The following is a 14,557-nucleotide window of genomic DNA, read 5'->3' as shown; positions in this document are numbered from 1 at the left end:
CAACTGGCAAACGTACGCGTCTGTCTGGCGGTTCGACGGCGCGGCATCCTCGACGGGTTCGATGCCGCGCCGCCCTGCAGGTCAATTTCAAAGGGCATCATGGCGTTTTCCATTTTGAGGCTCGCACGGCGCAGTATCGGCGCGCTGGGTATCGCGCTCGTCACCAGCGCGCCGCTGGCCGCGTTCGCGCTGACCCCGGCCGACATCGCGCCGCTCGCGGGCGACGACTTCGACGCGAAGTCCGCGGCAATCGACAAACTGATCGCCAATCACGATGCGCCTTCCCAGGCACTGCTGAAGGCATTGTCCGAGGACAGCGCGCTCACGACCGATTCCGGCGAAGTGCTGCTGCAGGACGGCGACGCCACCAAGGATGCCATCACCGGCAAGGCGGTCAGCGCCCCCGACGCGCAACCGGTCACGCTGAATAACCTGCTGCGTTCGAAAGTCTCGGGCGCGTTGTCCGGCTCGCAACTCGACTCGCCGGTTCTGGAAACGCGGCGCGCGGCCATTAACGCGCTGCTGCAAAATCCCGATCCATCGATGAAGCCGCTGATCGACGCGCAACGCGCCAAGGAAACCGACCCGGACCTGAAAAAGAAACTCGACACCTTGTGGGCCATGACGGCGCTGCACAACAGCGACGCCGCCACCCGCCTCGAAGCCGTGCAACTGGTAGCCGCACGCCACGACCTCGACATGAACGAACTGTTGCGGCCGCTCGTCGCGCGGAAGGCGGATGGGACTTTCGTCGAAAGCGATGACCGCGTGCGCGCCGCGGCGCAGGCTGGCCTTGACGAACTCGACGCCATCCAGCGCCGTAGCGCCATTGCGGGCACGCTGTTCGCGGGTCTGTCGCTCGGCAGCGTGCTGTTGCTGGCGGCGCTGGGACTCGCCATCACCTATGGGCTGATCGGCGTCATCAATATGGCGCATGGTGAATTCCTGATGATCGGCGCCTATGCGACGTATGTCGTCCAGAACCTGTTCCAGCGCTTCGCGCCTGGCGCGTTCGACTGGTATCCGCTGCTGGCTGTGCCGGCTTCGTTCGTTGCCGCGGCGCTGGTGGGCATGGTGCTGGAGCGGCTCGTACTCAAGCATCTGTATGGACGTCCGCTCGAAACACTGTTGACCACCTTCGGTATCAGCCTGATCCTGATCCAGGCGACACGGATGATCTTCGGTGCGCAGAACGTTCAGGTGAGCAACCCGGCCTGGATGAGCGGCGGCGTCACCGTCATGCCGAGCTTGATCCTGCCGTACAACCGCCTCGCGATCCTGGCGTTTTCGCTGATCGTGGTGGGCATCGCGTGGGCCGTGCTGACTAAAACACGCCTCGGCCTGTTCGTGCGCGCCGTGACGCAAAATCGCCGCATGGCTGCTTGCGTCGGCGTGCGTACGGCACGCGTCGATTCGTACGCCTTCGCATTTGGCGCGGGCATTGCGGGACTCGGTGGCTGCGCGCTGTCGCAGATCGGCAATGTCGGCCCGGATCTGGGTCAGAGCTACATCATCGATTCGTTCATGGCCGTGGTGCTGGGCGGCGTCGGCCAACTCGCCGGCACGGTGATTGGCGGCTTCGGCCTCGGACTGATCAGTAAGGCCATCGAACCGTTCTGGGGCGCTGTGCTCGCGAAGATTGCGGTGCTCGTGCTGATCGTGCTGTTTATCCAGAAGCGGCCGCAGGGTATGTTTGCCCTGAAGGGCCGCAGCGCGGAGGCATGAGATGACATCAGCAACCTCTCCTGCTTCGGTCACCTCATCCGGCTCCGGCGAACCGCAGGGCGCCGGACGCGCCGTGCAATCCGGCTTTGCGCTGGGCCTGCCGGCGCGCCCCGCGCTGCTGTCGCGGCCTGCCTGGATCGCACTGATTGCGCTCATCATCGCGATCGGACTCGGCGTGCCGCTCTCCGCACTGGTGCTGCCGGAAACCAGTGCGTTCCACCTGTCCGCGTACATGATGACGTTGACGGGCAAGTTCATGTGCTACGCAATCGGCGCGCTCGCGCTGGATCTCGTGTGGGGTTATTGCGGCATCCTAAGCTTGGGTCATGCGTTGTTTTTTGCGCTGGGCGGCTACGCGATCGGGATGTATCTGATGCGTTCGATCGGTCACGAGGGTGTTTATCAGAGCGACCTGCCGGACTTCATGGTGTTCCTCAACTGGCATGCGCTGCCGTGGTACTGGGAGGGCTCCCAGCATCTGTGGTTTGCGTTGTTGCTGGTGATCATGGTGCCGGCCGTGATCGCCTGGGTGTTCGGCTTCTTCACGTTCCGCTCGCGGGTCAAGGGCGTGTATCTGTCGATCATCACGCAGGCCATGACGTTCGCCGCGATGCTGCTGTTTTACCGCAACGAAACCGGCTTTGGCGGCAACAACGGTTTTACGGATTTCAAACGGATTGGCGGCTTTCCGATTACGCATCCGGGTACGCGCACGGCGCTTTTTCTGATTACCTTTGCGGTACTGGTGCTGGCGTTTCTCGGTGCACGGGCGATCGTCACGTCGAAGCTCGGACGGGTCGTCACGGCGGTGCGCGATGGCGAAACCCGGCTGATGTTCCTTGGCTACAGCCCGCTCGGCTACAAGCTCTTTATCTGGACGGTGTCTGCGATTCTGTGCGGGATTGCTGGGGCGCTGTATGTGCCGCAGGTGGGCATCATCAATCCGGGCGAGATGTCACCGGGCAATTCCATTGAAATGGCGATCTGGGTGGCGGTAGGCGGACGCGGCACACTGATTGGACCGATCATTGGCGCGTTTGCGGTGAATGGCGCGAAGAGCTTTTTCACGGCGAATTTCCCTGAATACTGGCTGTTCTTTCTTGGTTTGATTTTCGTGCTGGTGCCGTTGCTGTTGCCGCGCGGCATCATGGGATTGATCGAAACCGTGCTGCACAGGAAGAACCGCTCATGAACGAGAACCCGATGGTGCCTGACCTGGCTTTACCGGAAGACCCGAACGAAACCTCGCTGAGCGGCGTAGCGGATTTTGGGCGCGTGGTGACACCGGGCGAGATCGACGTATCGCACGGGACGATTCTGTATCTCGAGGATGTGACGGTTAGCTTCGACGGCTTTCGCGCCTTGAATGCACTGACGCTGTCGATTGATGTGGGCGAATTGCGTTGCATCATCGGACCGAACGGCGCGGGCAAAACAACAATGATGGACGTGATCACCGGGAAGACCGAGCCGGATTCCGGCAAGGTTTTTCTGGGGCAGACGATTGATCTCACGCGGATGAACGAACCTGCGATTGCGCGTGCGGGGATTGGGCGCAAGTTTCAGAAACCGACCGTGTTTGAGCAGCATCCGGTTTGGGAGAATCTCGAACTGGCGATGAAGGCCGACAAGGGGTGGTGGGCGTCGTTGCGAGCGCGGCTCGATGGAGAGGCTCAATCCCGGATCGAAGAAACGCTTTCGCTGATTGGACTCGAGAGCGAGGCGAGGCGGCTTGCCGGAGAGCTTTCTCATGGACAGAAGCAGCGGCTCGAGATTGGGATGTTGCTGATGCAGCAACCGGCGCTGCTTTTGCTCGATGAGCCTGCGGCTGGCATGACCGATGACGAGACCATGCAGTTAGCCGAGCTTCTTAACCATTTGCGGGGCACCTGCTCCATGATGGTGGTTGAGCATGATATGGAGTTTGTTGCTGCGCTTTCTGGCGATGCCGGGAAGGTGACTGTGATGGCCGAGGGCCGGGTTCTGGCTCATGGGACGCTTGATGAGGTCAAGCGGGATGAGACTGTTGTTGAGTCTTATCTTGGGAGGTGAGGGTTTGGTTTTTGCCTGGCTGGCGGCTTTTGTTTTCGTTTTTTTGGGTTTGGGTTTGGGTTTGGGTTGGGTTGGTTGTTTGCTTCGGGTGTTGGCCTTTCCTTGCTTTGTTATCGGTCTATTAGCTTCGCCCCTGTGCGGGGCAGCACTCACTTTCTTTGCCGCCGCAAAGAAAGTAAGCAAAGAAAGCGGGCTCACACCGCCAGCCCGTAGCGAGACATCTCTTTTCTTGAACCGGAAACGGCCAAAGACAAGATCCTCCCTCGCACCACCCAACCCAGTGACAAAGCACTCATCCACCCCGCGCGCGCACTCCGTGCGCCCCGGTACGGTTCACCATGAAAAACCCCGCGGCGCAAACAGGTCCCCAGTTTCGTGGTTTAGCAGTTTGGCGGTTAGCGGTTAGCGGTTAGCGGTTAGCGGTTAGCGGTTAGCGGTTAGCGGTTAGCGGTTAGCGGTTAGCGGTTAGCGGTTAGCGGTTAGCGGTTAGCGGTTTGATTTTGGGGTTGAAGGCGTGAGTATCGTTGGCGTCATTAATGGGGGTTATACCCAACGGCGGGGCGCGAAGCGCGACGCTGAAGCGGATGAATGCTTTGTCACTATGGTGGATGGTGCGAGGACGCGTCTCGTGTTGGGCCGTTTCCGCTGGCAGACCGAGATGGCTCGCTACGGGCTGGCGGTGTGAGCCCGCTTTCTTTGCCTACTTTCTTTGCGGCGGCAAAGAAAGTGAGTGCTGCCCCGCACAGGGGCGAAGCGAATAGACCACTAACAAAACAAGGAAAGGCCAACACCGCAAGAACAACAACAAACCAAGGCGCCGCAGGCAAAAACCAGCAACCCACAAAGGACACCCAACAAATGCTAGAAGTAAACAACCTAAACCAATACTACGGTGGCAGCCACATCCTCCGAGATGTGAAACTAACCGTGCCGGACGGCAAACTAACCGTTCTATTAGGCCGCAACGGCGTAGGCAAAACCACACTACTCCGCTGCCTGATGGGCGTAGTCCCAACCAAAAGCGGCGCCATCGCGTGGCGCGGAACGCCGCTAACAAAACTGCCAACCTATGCCCGCGTAGCAAACGGCCTAGCCTACGTCCCGCAAGGCCGGGACATCTTCCCGCGTCTGACGGTCGAAGAAAACCTGATGGTCGGCGCCGCCAGCAAAAAAGCCCCTTCCAAAATCCCCGACCGCATCTACGAACTCTTCCCAGTCCTGAAGGATATGCGCAGCCGTCGCGGCGGCGATCTGTCCGGTGGACAACAGCAACAACTCGCCATCGGTCGTGCCCTCATGAGCGAGCCGCAACTGCTCATCCTCGATGAACCCACCGAAGGCATTCAACCCTCCATCATCCAGGACATCGGCCGCACACTGCGTCAACTCGTCGAAGAAATGGGCCTCACCGTCCTCCTCGTCGAGCAGTACTACGATTTCGCCAAGGCCATCGCGGATCGCTACTGGGTCATGAGCCGCGGTGAAATCGTCGCCGGTGGCGAAGGCGTCAATATGGACTCCGATGGTGTTCGCGCCCTCATCGCGGTGTAACACCAACATCGGCCCCGCTATGCGTCGCACGCCCCCAACGCGCGGCAAGACGCACATGCTATTCTCGCCAGATTCTCCCGGCGTGTTCGTGGCGCAATGACAGAGGTCGCGCTCACTCGCAACCTTTGCCATCGCGCGCCGCCGGAACCGCCGTCACGCATCGCCCTACTACATCGACCTGCATGTCGCTTCATGAAAACCACGCCACGCTAGCCACGGCGCACACCTCTTCACACGGAGACTGGCGCGCCCGGCTCGAACTCGGCTTCGCGAAGCACGTCGAGCGCACGACCCTCGCGCATCGTCTGCACGACGGCCCGCTGCGCGTGCAGCGCCCGCTCTACCCAGAAGGTCAGGCCATCTGCCATGCGGTGATCGTGCATCCGCCTGGCGGCATCGCGGGCGGCGATCAGCTCCATATCGACGTGTCGCTCGAGGCCGGTGCACATGCGGTGCTGACTACGCCCGGCGCCACCAAGTGGTACAAGTCGAACGATCGCGCGGCGCGACAGCAGATCGACGTACGTGTCGGTCCTCACGCGAAGCTCGACTGGCTGCCGCAAAACAATATCGTGTTCGATCACGCCAATGCCACGCTCGAATTCACGTTGTCGATGGCGGAGGGCGCCACGGCGCTCGGTTGGGATGCCACGCAACTCGGCCGCCAGGCCGCGGGTGAGCGCTGGTCCACGGGCTCACTGCGCGCGATTTCGCGTATCGTCGGTCCGGCAGCACAATTGCTGTGGCTCGAACGCGCGAATCTCTGCGCCGCGGACCCACTGCGCGATGCGCCCCAAGGCCTCGCCGGTTTCCCCGCCTACGGCACGTTGTGGGCGGTGGGTCCTGCCTGCGACGACGCCCTCGCCGAAACGCTAACCGCCCAACTCCCGTTCGACGACGCCATGCGCGCAGCCGCCACATGCGTCACACCAGGCGTAGTGCTAGTGCGCGCCGTGGCGCGATCAATGGAATCGCTGCAGCGTGCGCTGACGCAGTGCTGGCTGCAACTGCGTCCCATCGTGCATGGTGTCGAGGCGGTGCCGCTGCGGATCTGGACAACCTGAAAAACGGATCGGCACACGCAGTGCCCGACGCGCAGCGGACGCAATGCCCAATACGCAAAGAGGCACGCACGTAGGTACTAGCGGCGTGATCCACTTTCACTGCCGCACCAAACCGGCGCACATTTGCGCCTCACGACGGTGCAAATCATCCATGAATGCCCCGCTCCGGGCTCCCGCACCGCCATGGCACATAGCTTGCGTTACAGAGCCACCGCAATGTCACGGCTCCCGAACGACGGCCGCCAGTTTGCCTACGGATCGCCAACGAAACAACATGACTTGATCGCCTCCGCACCACGGGAGCCGCACACCGGTGTCGCCACAATGTAACGATTTCGTTAGCTTTACTGGATATCCTTGCAAGCTGATCTGGCGTTAAGCTTGTCGCGGTTCGTCGCCAGGCCCATGCGGTTTTTCAGGCGCGCTCGACGAGGCGCGTCCCGATAGCATCCGACGCTAGTCCCACCCGGGACGAACGTAACCCCAACCCTACATCCGATGAAGCTGACACCCCGCGAGAAGGACAAACTGCTGATCTTCACCGCCGCATTGCTGGCCGAGCGCCGCCGTGCGCGCGGCCTGAAACTCAACTACCCCGAGGCGATCGCGTTCATTTCGGCAGCGCTGATGGAAGCCGCGCGCGACGGCAAGACGGTCGCCGAAGTCATGCACTACGGCACCACGCTCCTCACGCGCGACGACGTGATGGAAGGCGTGCCCGAGATGATTCCGGACATTCAGGTGGAAGCCACCTTCCCCGACGGCACGAAGCTCGTGACCGTCCACCATCCGATTCCTTGATCCCGCCCCGGAGCCCCTGATGATTCCCGGCGAAATTCTCACCGACGACGGCGAGCACGAACTCAACGCGGGCCGCGCAACGGTGTCGGTCACCGTATCGAACACCGGCGACCGTCCCGTGCAAATTGGTTCGCACTACCACTTTTATGAGGTGAATCCGGCGCTGGCGTTCGATCGCGAAGCGGCGCGCGGCTTCCGTCTGAACATCGCAGCCGGTACCGCCGTGCGTTTCGAGCCCGGCCAGGAACGCACCGTCGAACTGGTTGCGTTGGCAGGTAACCGCGTCGTTTATGGCTTCAACGGCAAGGTCATGGGACCGCTCTGACGCCCGGCATGCGCCTCGTCATCGTGCGTCGCACTCACTTGCCTTGCCACTTTCCGGATTCCTTTCCATGACTTTACATATTGGCCGCCGCGCATACGCGGAAATGTTCGGCCCCACGACCGGCGATCGCGTGCGACTCGCCGATACCGAGTTGCTGATCCAGATCGAGCGCGACTTCACCACCTACGGCGAAGAAGTGAAATTCGGCGGCGGCAAGGTGATTCGCGACGGCATGGGCCAGTCGCAGCGCGTGCACGCTGACGTCGTGGACACGGTCGTCACCAACGCCGTGATCCTCGATCACTGGGGCATCGTCAAGGCGGACATCGGCATCAAGAACGGCCGCATTGCGGCCATCGGCAAAGCAGGCAATCCGGACATTCAGCCCGGCGTGACGATCGCGATCGGCGCGGCCACTGAAGTCATCGCCGGCGAAGGCCTGATCGTGACGGCCGGCGGTATCGATACGCACATCCATTTCATCAGCCCGCAGCAGATTGACGAGGCGCTCGCGAGCGGCGTCACGACGATGATCGGCGGCGGCACCGGTCCCGCGACCGGCACCAATGCGACCACCTGCACGCCTGGGCCGTGGCACCTCGAACGGATGCTGCAGGCCGCCGACGGTTATCCGATGAATATCGGCTTTCTCGGCAAGGGCAACGTCAGCCGACCCGATCCGGCGACCGAGCAGATCGCCGCGGGCGCGATTGGCCTGAAGCTGCATGAGGACTGGGGTACGACGCCGGCGGCAATCGACAACTGCCTGTCGGTCGCCGACGACACCGACACCCAGGTGGCGATCCATACGGACACGCTCAACGAGGCCGGCTTCGTCGAAGCGACGGTAGCGGCCTTCAAGGGCCGCACGATCCATACGTATCACACCGAAGGGGCAGGCGGCGGTCACGCACCGGACATCATCAAGGTATGCGGCGAGGCGAACGTGCTGCCGTCGTCGACCAATCCGACCCGGCCGTACACGGTCAACACGCTCGAAGAACACCTCGACATGCTGATGGTATGTCACCACCTGGACCCGTCGATTGCGGAAGACATCGCGTTTGCCGAGTCGCGCATTCGCCGCGAGACGATCGCCGCCGAGGATATCCTGCACGACCTCGGCGCGCTGTCGATGCTGTCGTCGGATTCGCAGGCCATGGGACGCGTGGGCGAAGTCATCATCCGCACGTGGCAGACCGCGCACAAGATGAAGGTGCAACGCGGCGCGCTGCCTGAGGACAACCTGCGCGCGGATAACTTCCGCGCAAAGCGTTACGTCGCCAAGTACACGATCAATCCGGCCATCACGCATGGCATCTCGCACGAAGTCGGCTCGATCGAACCCGGCAAATGGGCCGACCTCGTATTCTGGGAACCGGCGTTTTTCGGCATCAAGCCGTCGCTGATCCTCAAAGGCGGCATGATCGCGATGGCGCAGATGGGCGACCCGAACGCCTCCATTCCGACACCGCAACCGGTCCACTACCGCGATATGTTCGCCACGCGTGGCGGCGCGCTCGCACGCACGTCGCTCACCTTCGTCTCGCAGATGGGCGCGGATGCCGGCATCGCCGAGCGCTACGGTTTGACCAAGCGCATCGTACCGGTGAAGAACTGCCGCAACATCTCCAAGGCCGACATGATTCACAACGCGTGGCGCCCCGCCATCAGCGTCGATCCGGAAACCTATCAGGTGATCGCGGATGGTCAGTTGCTGACCTGCGAGCCGGCCACCGTGCTGCCTATGGCGCAACGCTACTTCCTGTTCTAAGTCATGCGAACCATCGATAAACTCATTGACCCGAAAATCAGGCTCGCGGCCGTGCTGGTGAAGCGCGCGCCGACGCTCACGCTCGATTTCGACGCCCGTCGCAAGAGCCGTCTGGCCGCCACACTCGACAACGGCGAGGACGTCGCGCTGGTGTTGCCGCGCGGCACGGTGCTGCGCGACGGCGACATTCTGGTGGCGCAGGACGGTGCGCTCGTGCGTGTCATCGCGGCAGCCGAAGCGGTATTGATGGTCACCGCGCGCGATGGCTTGACGCTCACGCGCGCGGCCTATCACCTGGGCAACCGGCACACGCCGGTCGAAGTAGGCGCGGCTTATCTGAAGCTCGAATACGATCCGGTGCTCGCAGACATGCTCAAGCGGCTCGGCGCGATGGTCGAGCAGGTGACGCTGCCGTTCCAGCCGGAGTCGGGCGCTTATGGTGGCGGGCATAAGCACGGGCATGACGAGACGTTCGCTGAAGACTATGCGCTCGCACAGCAGGTGTATGGCGAGCATCATGGGCAAGAGCATGGACATGCTCACGGCGCCGGTCATGCCCACGATCACGGCGAGGCTCATAGCCACGATCATGATCACGGCGCTGGTCATACCCACGCGCACAACGAGCCTCACAGCCACGACCATGGGCACGACCACCCGCACGACCACAGCGACTGCGACGCCTCCTGCGATCACGATCACAGCCATGACCACTCGAAGCATGCGCATCGCTGAACTCACGGCCTTGCTGCATCTCGCGTCGCCGGCCTTGCCGATCGGCGCGTTCAGTTATTCGCAGGGCCTCGAAGCCGCCATCGAAGCGCACCTGATCACCGATGCCGACAGTGCCCGCGACTGGATCGCTAGCGGCCTGACCAACGTCCTCGCACTCGGCGAACTGCCGTTTCTCGCGCACCAGATCGAACGTTGGCATGCGCATGACGCGGCGGGTCTCGCGCTCGCCAATAGCGAATTCCTCGCGAGCCGCGAATCCGCCGAACTGCGCCGCGAAACGGAGCAGATGGGCTGGTCGCTGCGGCAGTTGTGCATTTCGCTCGAATGGGGGGACGCAGAACGCCGTGCCACACTCACAGCGCTAACACCGTTAGCCCAGCCAAGCGCGTTTGCCTTCGCCGCCTTTTCCCATGACGTGGCCGCAGACGCCGCACTCGCGGCCTACGCATTCAGCTGGGTTGAAAACCAGGCGGCGGCTGCGTTAAAAGCCGTCCCGCTGGGACAATTGGCAGGACAACGCATTATCGTGGCATTGCGCGGCCCCATCGACGCCGCCGTCCAGCGCGCGCTCGCCACGACGCCCGATGACATCAACACCTTCGCGCCGCAACTCGGCATTTTGTCGGCACGTCACGAGTCGCAATACTCGCGCCTCTTCCGCTCATAGAACAGACCCATCATGAACGCACCTCAGCATCACACCGCCCATCGCACGAAGAAACTGCCGCCGCTGCGCGTAGGCGTCGGCGGCCCGGTCGGCTCGGGCAAGACCACGCTGCTCGAAATGCTCTGCAAGGCGATGCGCGAGCGCTACGACCTGGTCGCCATCACCAACGACATCTACACGAAGGAAGATCAGCGGCTGCTGACGGTCGCCGGCGCCTTGCCGGCCGAGCGCATCATGGGCGTGGAAACGGGCGGCTGCCCGCATACCGCGATCCGCGAAGATGCGTCGATCAATCTGGAAGCCGTCGACCGCATGCTGACGCGCTTCCCCGATGCCGACATCGTCTTCATCGAATCGGGCGGTGACAATCTCGCCGCAACCTTCAGCCCGGAACTGTCGGACCTGACGATCTATGTGATCGATGTGGCCGGTGGCGAGAAGATTCCGCGCAAGGGCGGCCCGGGGATCACGAAGTCGGACATTCTGGTGATCAACAAGACCGACCTCGCGCCGATGGTCGGCGCGAATCTCGAGGTGATGGCGTCGGACGCTAAGAAGATGCGCGGCGAGCGGCCGTTTGTCATGAGCAATCTGAAGACGCTCGACGGCCTTGCCGAGGTGATTGCGTTTATCGAGAAGAAGGGGTTGTTGATGGTGTAAGGCGCTCGGTCGCTGCGGATCGCGGCACGCGTTCTCAGGTCTGCGGATGGCATTCCAGCAGGAACGCCATCCTCCCGGTCGCGTCCCTGGACGTATAGAAGTGCACCATCTTTTCGTTGAAGTCGGCTGCGCGCTGTGCCGGGACGCTGATCGCATCGATGCCGTTCGACATCAGCACGGCGTTCATCATGAAGCGGGACGTGCGCTTGTTACCGTCGAAGAAAAACTGCTGCAGCGCGCCGAAGAGAAAAAAGGCGCAGCCGCGTTCGAACGCATTGCCGACCTGCTCGATGAGCGCCCGTGTGCCGGCGGCAAAGACCCGATTCAGTTCGGGCGCGTGTAGTGCGTTTCTTCGCCCTCGCCACGAAACGTGCCCCACTCGAGCGCCTCGTTGCGCGCGACGATGCGGTGGAGATCGCAGAAGGTCATCTTGTCCAGCGCAAACCGTTCTCGTTGAACAGGCGAAAGTAGATACTTCGAGCTGTCTGCGAGATTCAGGACCTGCTCCTGGTCCGAGACCTTCCGGCCACCGACGGTTACTCCATCCAGAAGCGTCTTTACCTCAGGAAACGTAAACGGATTACCTTCGAGCACGCTTGCATCCCAGACGAACTCCGGCAGCATCCGATGGAAGCGAAAGCAGACTCGTTTGATCGAATGGGTCGGCAGATCGCTGGGAATCGCGGCGCGGTTCCACTCGAAGCCAAGGTCGGTGAAGAGTGTCATAGGTGGATCATCGAGAAAGCGTTGGGCGGCGCGCAAATGTGAGCGCCCCTACCCGTTGTTCGCAGAATATGCGATTTAGCGCCGCACGAAACGACACGCCGAGCCAGGCATCGCCGCCCATCACTCCGGCAACAACGCCATCAACACATCCACCGTCCGTGCGGTCGCGCCACGATGGCGCGCCGCGAACGCGGAAGCCGCGCCGCCCATGGCCGTGCGCCGCGGTTTGTCATTGAACAGTTCACGCAGCGCCCGCGCCAGATCCGCCGGATCCTGTACCTGCACCGCGGCGCCCGCCGCCACCGCATCCGCCGTCGCCTGCGTGAAGTTGAACACGTGCGGCCCGATCAGCACGGGCACGCCAACCGCACACGCCTCGATCAGATTCTGGCCGCCCAGCGGCAACAGACTGCCGCCGATAAACGCCAGATCCGAAGCCGCATAGTAGGCGCCCAGTTCGCCCATCGAATCGCCGAGCAGCACGCTCACCGTCCCCGGCAACGCACGCGCGACGCCCTGCGCCGACGCTCCCGCTGCGCCCGGCGCCCACGTCGAACGGCGCTCGTAACGCAGCCCGGCCCTCTCGACCAGCGCCGCCACCTCGTTGAACCGCTGCGGATGACGCGGCACCAGGATCAGCAGGGCGTCCTCGACGCCCAGCGCCGCAAACGCCTGCAGCACGAGTTCTTCTTCGCCCTCGCGCGTGCTCGCCGCCACCCACACCGGCCGCTCGCCGATTGCCGCGCGCCAGGCGTGGCCACGCGCCGCCAGTTCGGGCGGCGTGCTCATATCGAACTTCAGATTGCCGAACACCGCCACGTTGCGCGCGCCCAGCGCCGTCAAACGTTCCGCGTCCGATGGACTCTGCGCCAGCACCCGCGAGAAGCCGCCGAACACCTCACGCGTACCCTTGCCGAACCTCGCGGCGCGCTTGAACGAGCGCGCCGACATCCGCGCATTGGTGAGCACCAGCGGCACATCGGCACGGCGGCATTCGTCGATCAGCGTCGGCCACACTTCGGTCTCCATCACGAGTCCGAGCGACGGCCGCCACGCGCGCAGAAAACGCCGCACCGCATGCGGCATGTCGTACGGGACGTAGCTTCGCAAGACGCGGTCGCCGAAAATCTGCTCGCTGGTGGCGCGCCCGCTCGGCGTCATATGCGTCAGCAGAATGCGTGCATCGGGCCGCGCTTTCATGAGCGCCTCGATGAGCGGCTGCGCGGCACGCGTCTCGCCGACCGACACCGCATGCACCCAGATCAACGGCGCATCATCCTCGGGCAGCCGTCCGCGCGTATGGCCGAAACGCTCGCCGATATGCTGGCGATAGCCACGCTCCTTACGCGAACGGATCAGCAGGCGCAGCACTGCGAGCGGCGCCACGATCCACCAGAGCGCGTTGTAGATGATCCTTAGCATCCGCGCTCCGCGCTCAGGTCCAGCTTGAAGTGGAAATCGGCGCGGTCCCGCGCAACGCCGGCGGCGCTCAAACCAGCGCCCTGCCCTTGAGGCGTTCGAGGATGCCGAGCGGCGCGCATTCGGGCTGCGCCATCGCCTTGACCGGCAGGAAGAACGTCTGCTCCATCATGAACTGGCCGGACATGACGGCATGCGAAGTCTGATCCGAGAAGCACACCCACACGCAGCCCGGCGGAAACGGCATGGTCTCCTGCGGGCTCGACTTCTGGTACTCGAGATCGGCCTTCATGCCGTCGTGCAGTTTCAGCATCAGATGGTCGTACTCGCTGCGCGGCGACTTGGTCACGTGCAGCAGGTTCAGCAGCCACGCGGATGCGGGCAACTGCGGCTTGATGCGCGGCAGGAAGCGCTTCGCCATGTCCTCGAACGGTTCGCCCACGCGCCACACCCGCGGTGTGCCCAGCGGGTTCACGTTGGTGAAGACGCGCAGAATGCGCTCGCCGTAGTTCGGGCGCGACGGGAAGGCGTCCACGTGCAACCGGCTATCGTCCTTGCGCCACGAGGTCTGGCGCGTTTCCACCTGATGCAGCCGCAGGCTCGTGGGCGCGACGCGCAGCTTGCCGTCGTACTCGGGGAAGAGACCGTCTACCAGCGTGCGGGCGTTGGTCTGATACCGCGCAATCAACGCGCGCACGGCCGATTGCGTCACCGCGTCGCCCGCTACGCCGTGCAACGCGCCGCCGTTGGGTTCGAGACTGATGTTCTTGCGATTCGGATCGGCCAGCGCCGGGTCGAGCAGCGCCTGCTCGCCACCCTCGATCGCAAAGCGCAGATTGGGAAAATACAGCACCTTGCCGCGTTCGACGCCGGCCAGCAGCGTCTCGCGCGGCACGGACAGGTTGTGTCCGTGCCAGTCAGCGCTTGCAACTTCGATGATCTGGGTCTCGTTCATGGTCGCCCTTGAAAAGCGGGTGATGCGTAATTCAGGTGTCGGCGGGCCGGTCTGCTGTCCTGCGGCGTAGCCGCAGCCGTAGCCGCGTTTCACCGTGGCCCGG

At 63.0% G+C, this 14,557-nt stretch carries 15 protein-coding genes; 11 read left to right on the top strand and 4 right to left on the bottom strand.

Annotated features, from left to right (window positions below; genetic code table 11):
- Positions 1–99 precede the first annotated feature (99 nt).
- The 11 genes from urtB (at position 100) to ureG (ending at position 11,354) form a co-directional block, all read left to right on the top strand.
- Positions 100–1,725, top strand: coding sequence for an urea ABC transporter permease subunit UrtB (urtB, locus tag P3T43_RS21505; protein ID WP_429283058.1), 1,626 nt, complete (start codon positions 100–102; stop codon positions 1,723–1,725).
- Position 1,726: 1 nt separating this feature from the next.
- Positions 1,727–2,917 carry an urea ABC transporter permease subunit UrtC gene (gene urtC / locus P3T43_RS21500; protein ID WP_429283057.1) on the top strand — a complete coding sequence of 397 codons (1,191 nt, stop codon included), beginning with the start codon at positions 1,727–1,729 and terminating at the stop codon, positions 2,915–2,917.
- Positions 2,914–3,777: an urea ABC transporter ATP-binding protein UrtD gene (gene urtD / locus P3T43_RS21495; RefSeq protein ID WP_429283056.1), complete on the top strand. Its 864-nt coding sequence runs from the start codon at positions 2,914–2,916 to the stop codon at positions 3,775–3,777. Before urtC ends, urtD begins: the two co-directional genes overlap by 4 nt.
- Before the next feature lie 858 nt (positions 3,778–4,635).
- Positions 4,636–5,328: an urea ABC transporter ATP-binding subunit UrtE gene (gene urtE, locus P3T43_RS21490; RefSeq protein WP_429283149.1), complete on the top strand. Its 693-nt coding sequence runs from the start codon at positions 4,636–4,638 to the stop codon at positions 5,326–5,328.
- Between the two features lie 182 nt (positions 5,329–5,510).
- The gene (locus P3T43_RS21485) at positions 5,511–6,392 is read left to right on the top strand and encodes an urease accessory protein UreD (RefSeq protein ID WP_429283055.1); all 882 of its coding nucleotides are present in this window, start codon (positions 5,511–5,513) and stop codon (positions 6,390–6,392) included.
- A gap of 498 nt (positions 6,393–6,890) precedes the next feature.
- Positions 6,891–7,193, top strand: coding sequence for an urease subunit gamma (gene ureA / locus P3T43_RS21480; RefSeq protein ID WP_074266173.1), 303 nt, complete (start codon positions 6,891–6,893; stop codon positions 7,191–7,193).
- A 19-nt stretch (positions 7,194–7,212) separates the two neighbouring features.
- Positions 7,213–7,518, top strand: coding sequence for an urease subunit beta (locus tag P3T43_RS21475; protein ID WP_429283054.1), 306 nt, complete (start codon positions 7,213–7,215; stop codon positions 7,516–7,518).
- 67 nt (positions 7,519–7,585) lie between these two features.
- Entirely contained in the window at positions 7,586–9,292 is a 1,707-nt protein-coding gene (gene ureC / locus P3T43_RS21470; protein ID WP_429283053.1) for an urease subunit alpha, read from the top strand.
- Positions 9,293–9,295: 3 nt separating this feature from the next.
- Complete coding sequence (gene ureE / locus P3T43_RS21465) at positions 9,296–10,027, top strand: urease accessory protein UreE (protein WP_429283052.1); 732 nt, start codon at positions 9,296–9,298, stop codon at positions 10,025–10,027.
- Positions 10,014–10,694: an urease accessory protein UreF gene (locus P3T43_RS21460; RefSeq protein WP_429283148.1), complete on the top strand. Its 681-nt coding sequence runs from the start codon at positions 10,014–10,016 to the stop codon at positions 10,692–10,694. Before ureE ends, P3T43_RS21460 begins: the two co-directional genes overlap by 14 nt.
- A gap of 12 nt (positions 10,695–10,706) precedes the next feature.
- Positions 10,707–11,354, top strand: a complete 648-nt coding sequence (gene ureG, locus P3T43_RS21455; protein ID WP_429283051.1) for an urease accessory protein UreG — start codon at positions 10,707–10,709, stop codon at positions 11,352–11,354.
- Between the two features lie 34 nt (positions 11,355–11,388).
- Here ureG and P3T43_RS21450 read toward each other — a convergent pair whose 3' ends face one another.
- The 4 genes from P3T43_RS21450 to P3T43_RS21435 form a co-directional block, all read right to left on the bottom strand.
- Entirely contained in the window at positions 11,389–11,733 is a 345-nt protein-coding gene (locus P3T43_RS21450; RefSeq protein ID WP_429283050.1) for a hypothetical protein, read from the bottom strand.
- Positions 11,679–12,080 (bottom strand): hypothetical protein, encoded by a 402-nt coding sequence (locus P3T43_RS21445; protein ID WP_429283049.1) that lies wholly within the window; start codon positions 12,078–12,080, stop codon positions 11,679–11,681. Before P3T43_RS21445 ends, P3T43_RS21450 begins: the two co-directional genes overlap by 55 nt.
- 120 nt (positions 12,081–12,200) lie before the next feature.
- Positions 12,201–13,502: a lipid IV(A) 3-deoxy-D-manno-octulosonic acid transferase gene (gene waaA, locus P3T43_RS21440; RefSeq protein WP_429283048.1), complete on the bottom strand. Its 1,302-nt coding sequence runs from the start codon at positions 13,500–13,502 to the stop codon at positions 12,201–12,203.
- Between the two features lie 67 nt (positions 13,503–13,569).
- The gene (locus P3T43_RS21435) at positions 13,570–14,454 is read right to left on the bottom strand and encodes a Kdo hydroxylase family protein (RefSeq protein ID WP_429283047.1); all 885 of its coding nucleotides are present in this window, start codon (positions 14,452–14,454) and stop codon (positions 13,570–13,572) included.
- Positions 14,455–14,557 lie beyond the last annotated feature (103 nt).

The sequence above is a fragment of the Paraburkholderia sp. GAS41 genome (assembly GCF_050436545.1).
GTDB lineage: Bacteria > Pseudomonadota > Gammaproteobacteria > Burkholderiales > Burkholderiaceae > Paraburkholderia.
The sequence above is the reverse complement of the archived record's forward strand: the minus strand, read 5'-3'. Positions and strand labels throughout refer to the sequence as shown.

Coding starts and splice junctions, on each gene's coding strand:
- urtB (WP_429283058.1), top strand. CDS start 100: ATGGCGTTTTCCATTTTGAGGCTCGCACGGCGCAGTATCGGCGCGCTG.
- urtC (WP_429283057.1), top strand. CDS start 1,727: ATGACATCAGCAACCTCTCCTGCTTCGGTCACCTCATCCGGCTCCGGC.
- urtD (WP_429283056.1), top strand. CDS start 2,914: ATGAACGAGAACCCGATGGTGCCTGACCTGGCTTTACCGGAAGACCCG.
- urtE (WP_429283149.1), top strand. CDS start 4,636: ATGCTAGAAGTAAACAACCTAAACCAATACTACGGTGGCAGCCACATC.
- P3T43_RS21485 (WP_429283055.1), top strand. CDS start 5,511: ATGTCGCTTCATGAAAACCACGCCACGCTAGCCACGGCGCACACCTCT.
- ureA (WP_074266173.1), top strand. CDS start 6,891: ATGAAGCTGACACCCCGCGAGAAGGACAAACTGCTGATCTTCACCGCC.
- P3T43_RS21475 (WP_429283054.1), top strand. CDS start 7,213: ATGATTCCCGGCGAAATTCTCACCGACGACGGCGAGCACGAACTCAAC.
- ureC (WP_429283053.1), top strand. CDS start 7,586: ATGACTTTACATATTGGCCGCCGCGCATACGCGGAAATGTTCGGCCCC.
- ureE (WP_429283052.1), top strand. CDS start 9,296: ATGCGAACCATCGATAAACTCATTGACCCGAAAATCAGGCTCGCGGCC.
- P3T43_RS21460 (WP_429283148.1), top strand. CDS start 10,014: ATGCGCATCGCTGAACTCACGGCCTTGCTGCATCTCGCGTCGCCGGCC.
- ureG (WP_429283051.1), top strand. CDS start 10,707: ATGAACGCACCTCAGCATCACACCGCCCATCGCACGAAGAAACTGCCG.
- P3T43_RS21445 (WP_429283049.1), bottom strand. CDS start 12,080: ATGACACTCTTCACCGACCTTGGCTTCGAGTGGAACCGCGCCGCGATT.
- waaA (WP_429283048.1), bottom strand. CDS start 13,502: ATGCTAAGGATCATCTACAACGCGCTCTGGTGGATCGTGGCGCCGCTC.
- P3T43_RS21435 (WP_429283047.1), bottom strand. CDS start 14,454: ATGAACGAGACCCAGATCATCGAAGTTGCAAGCGCTGACTGGCACGGA.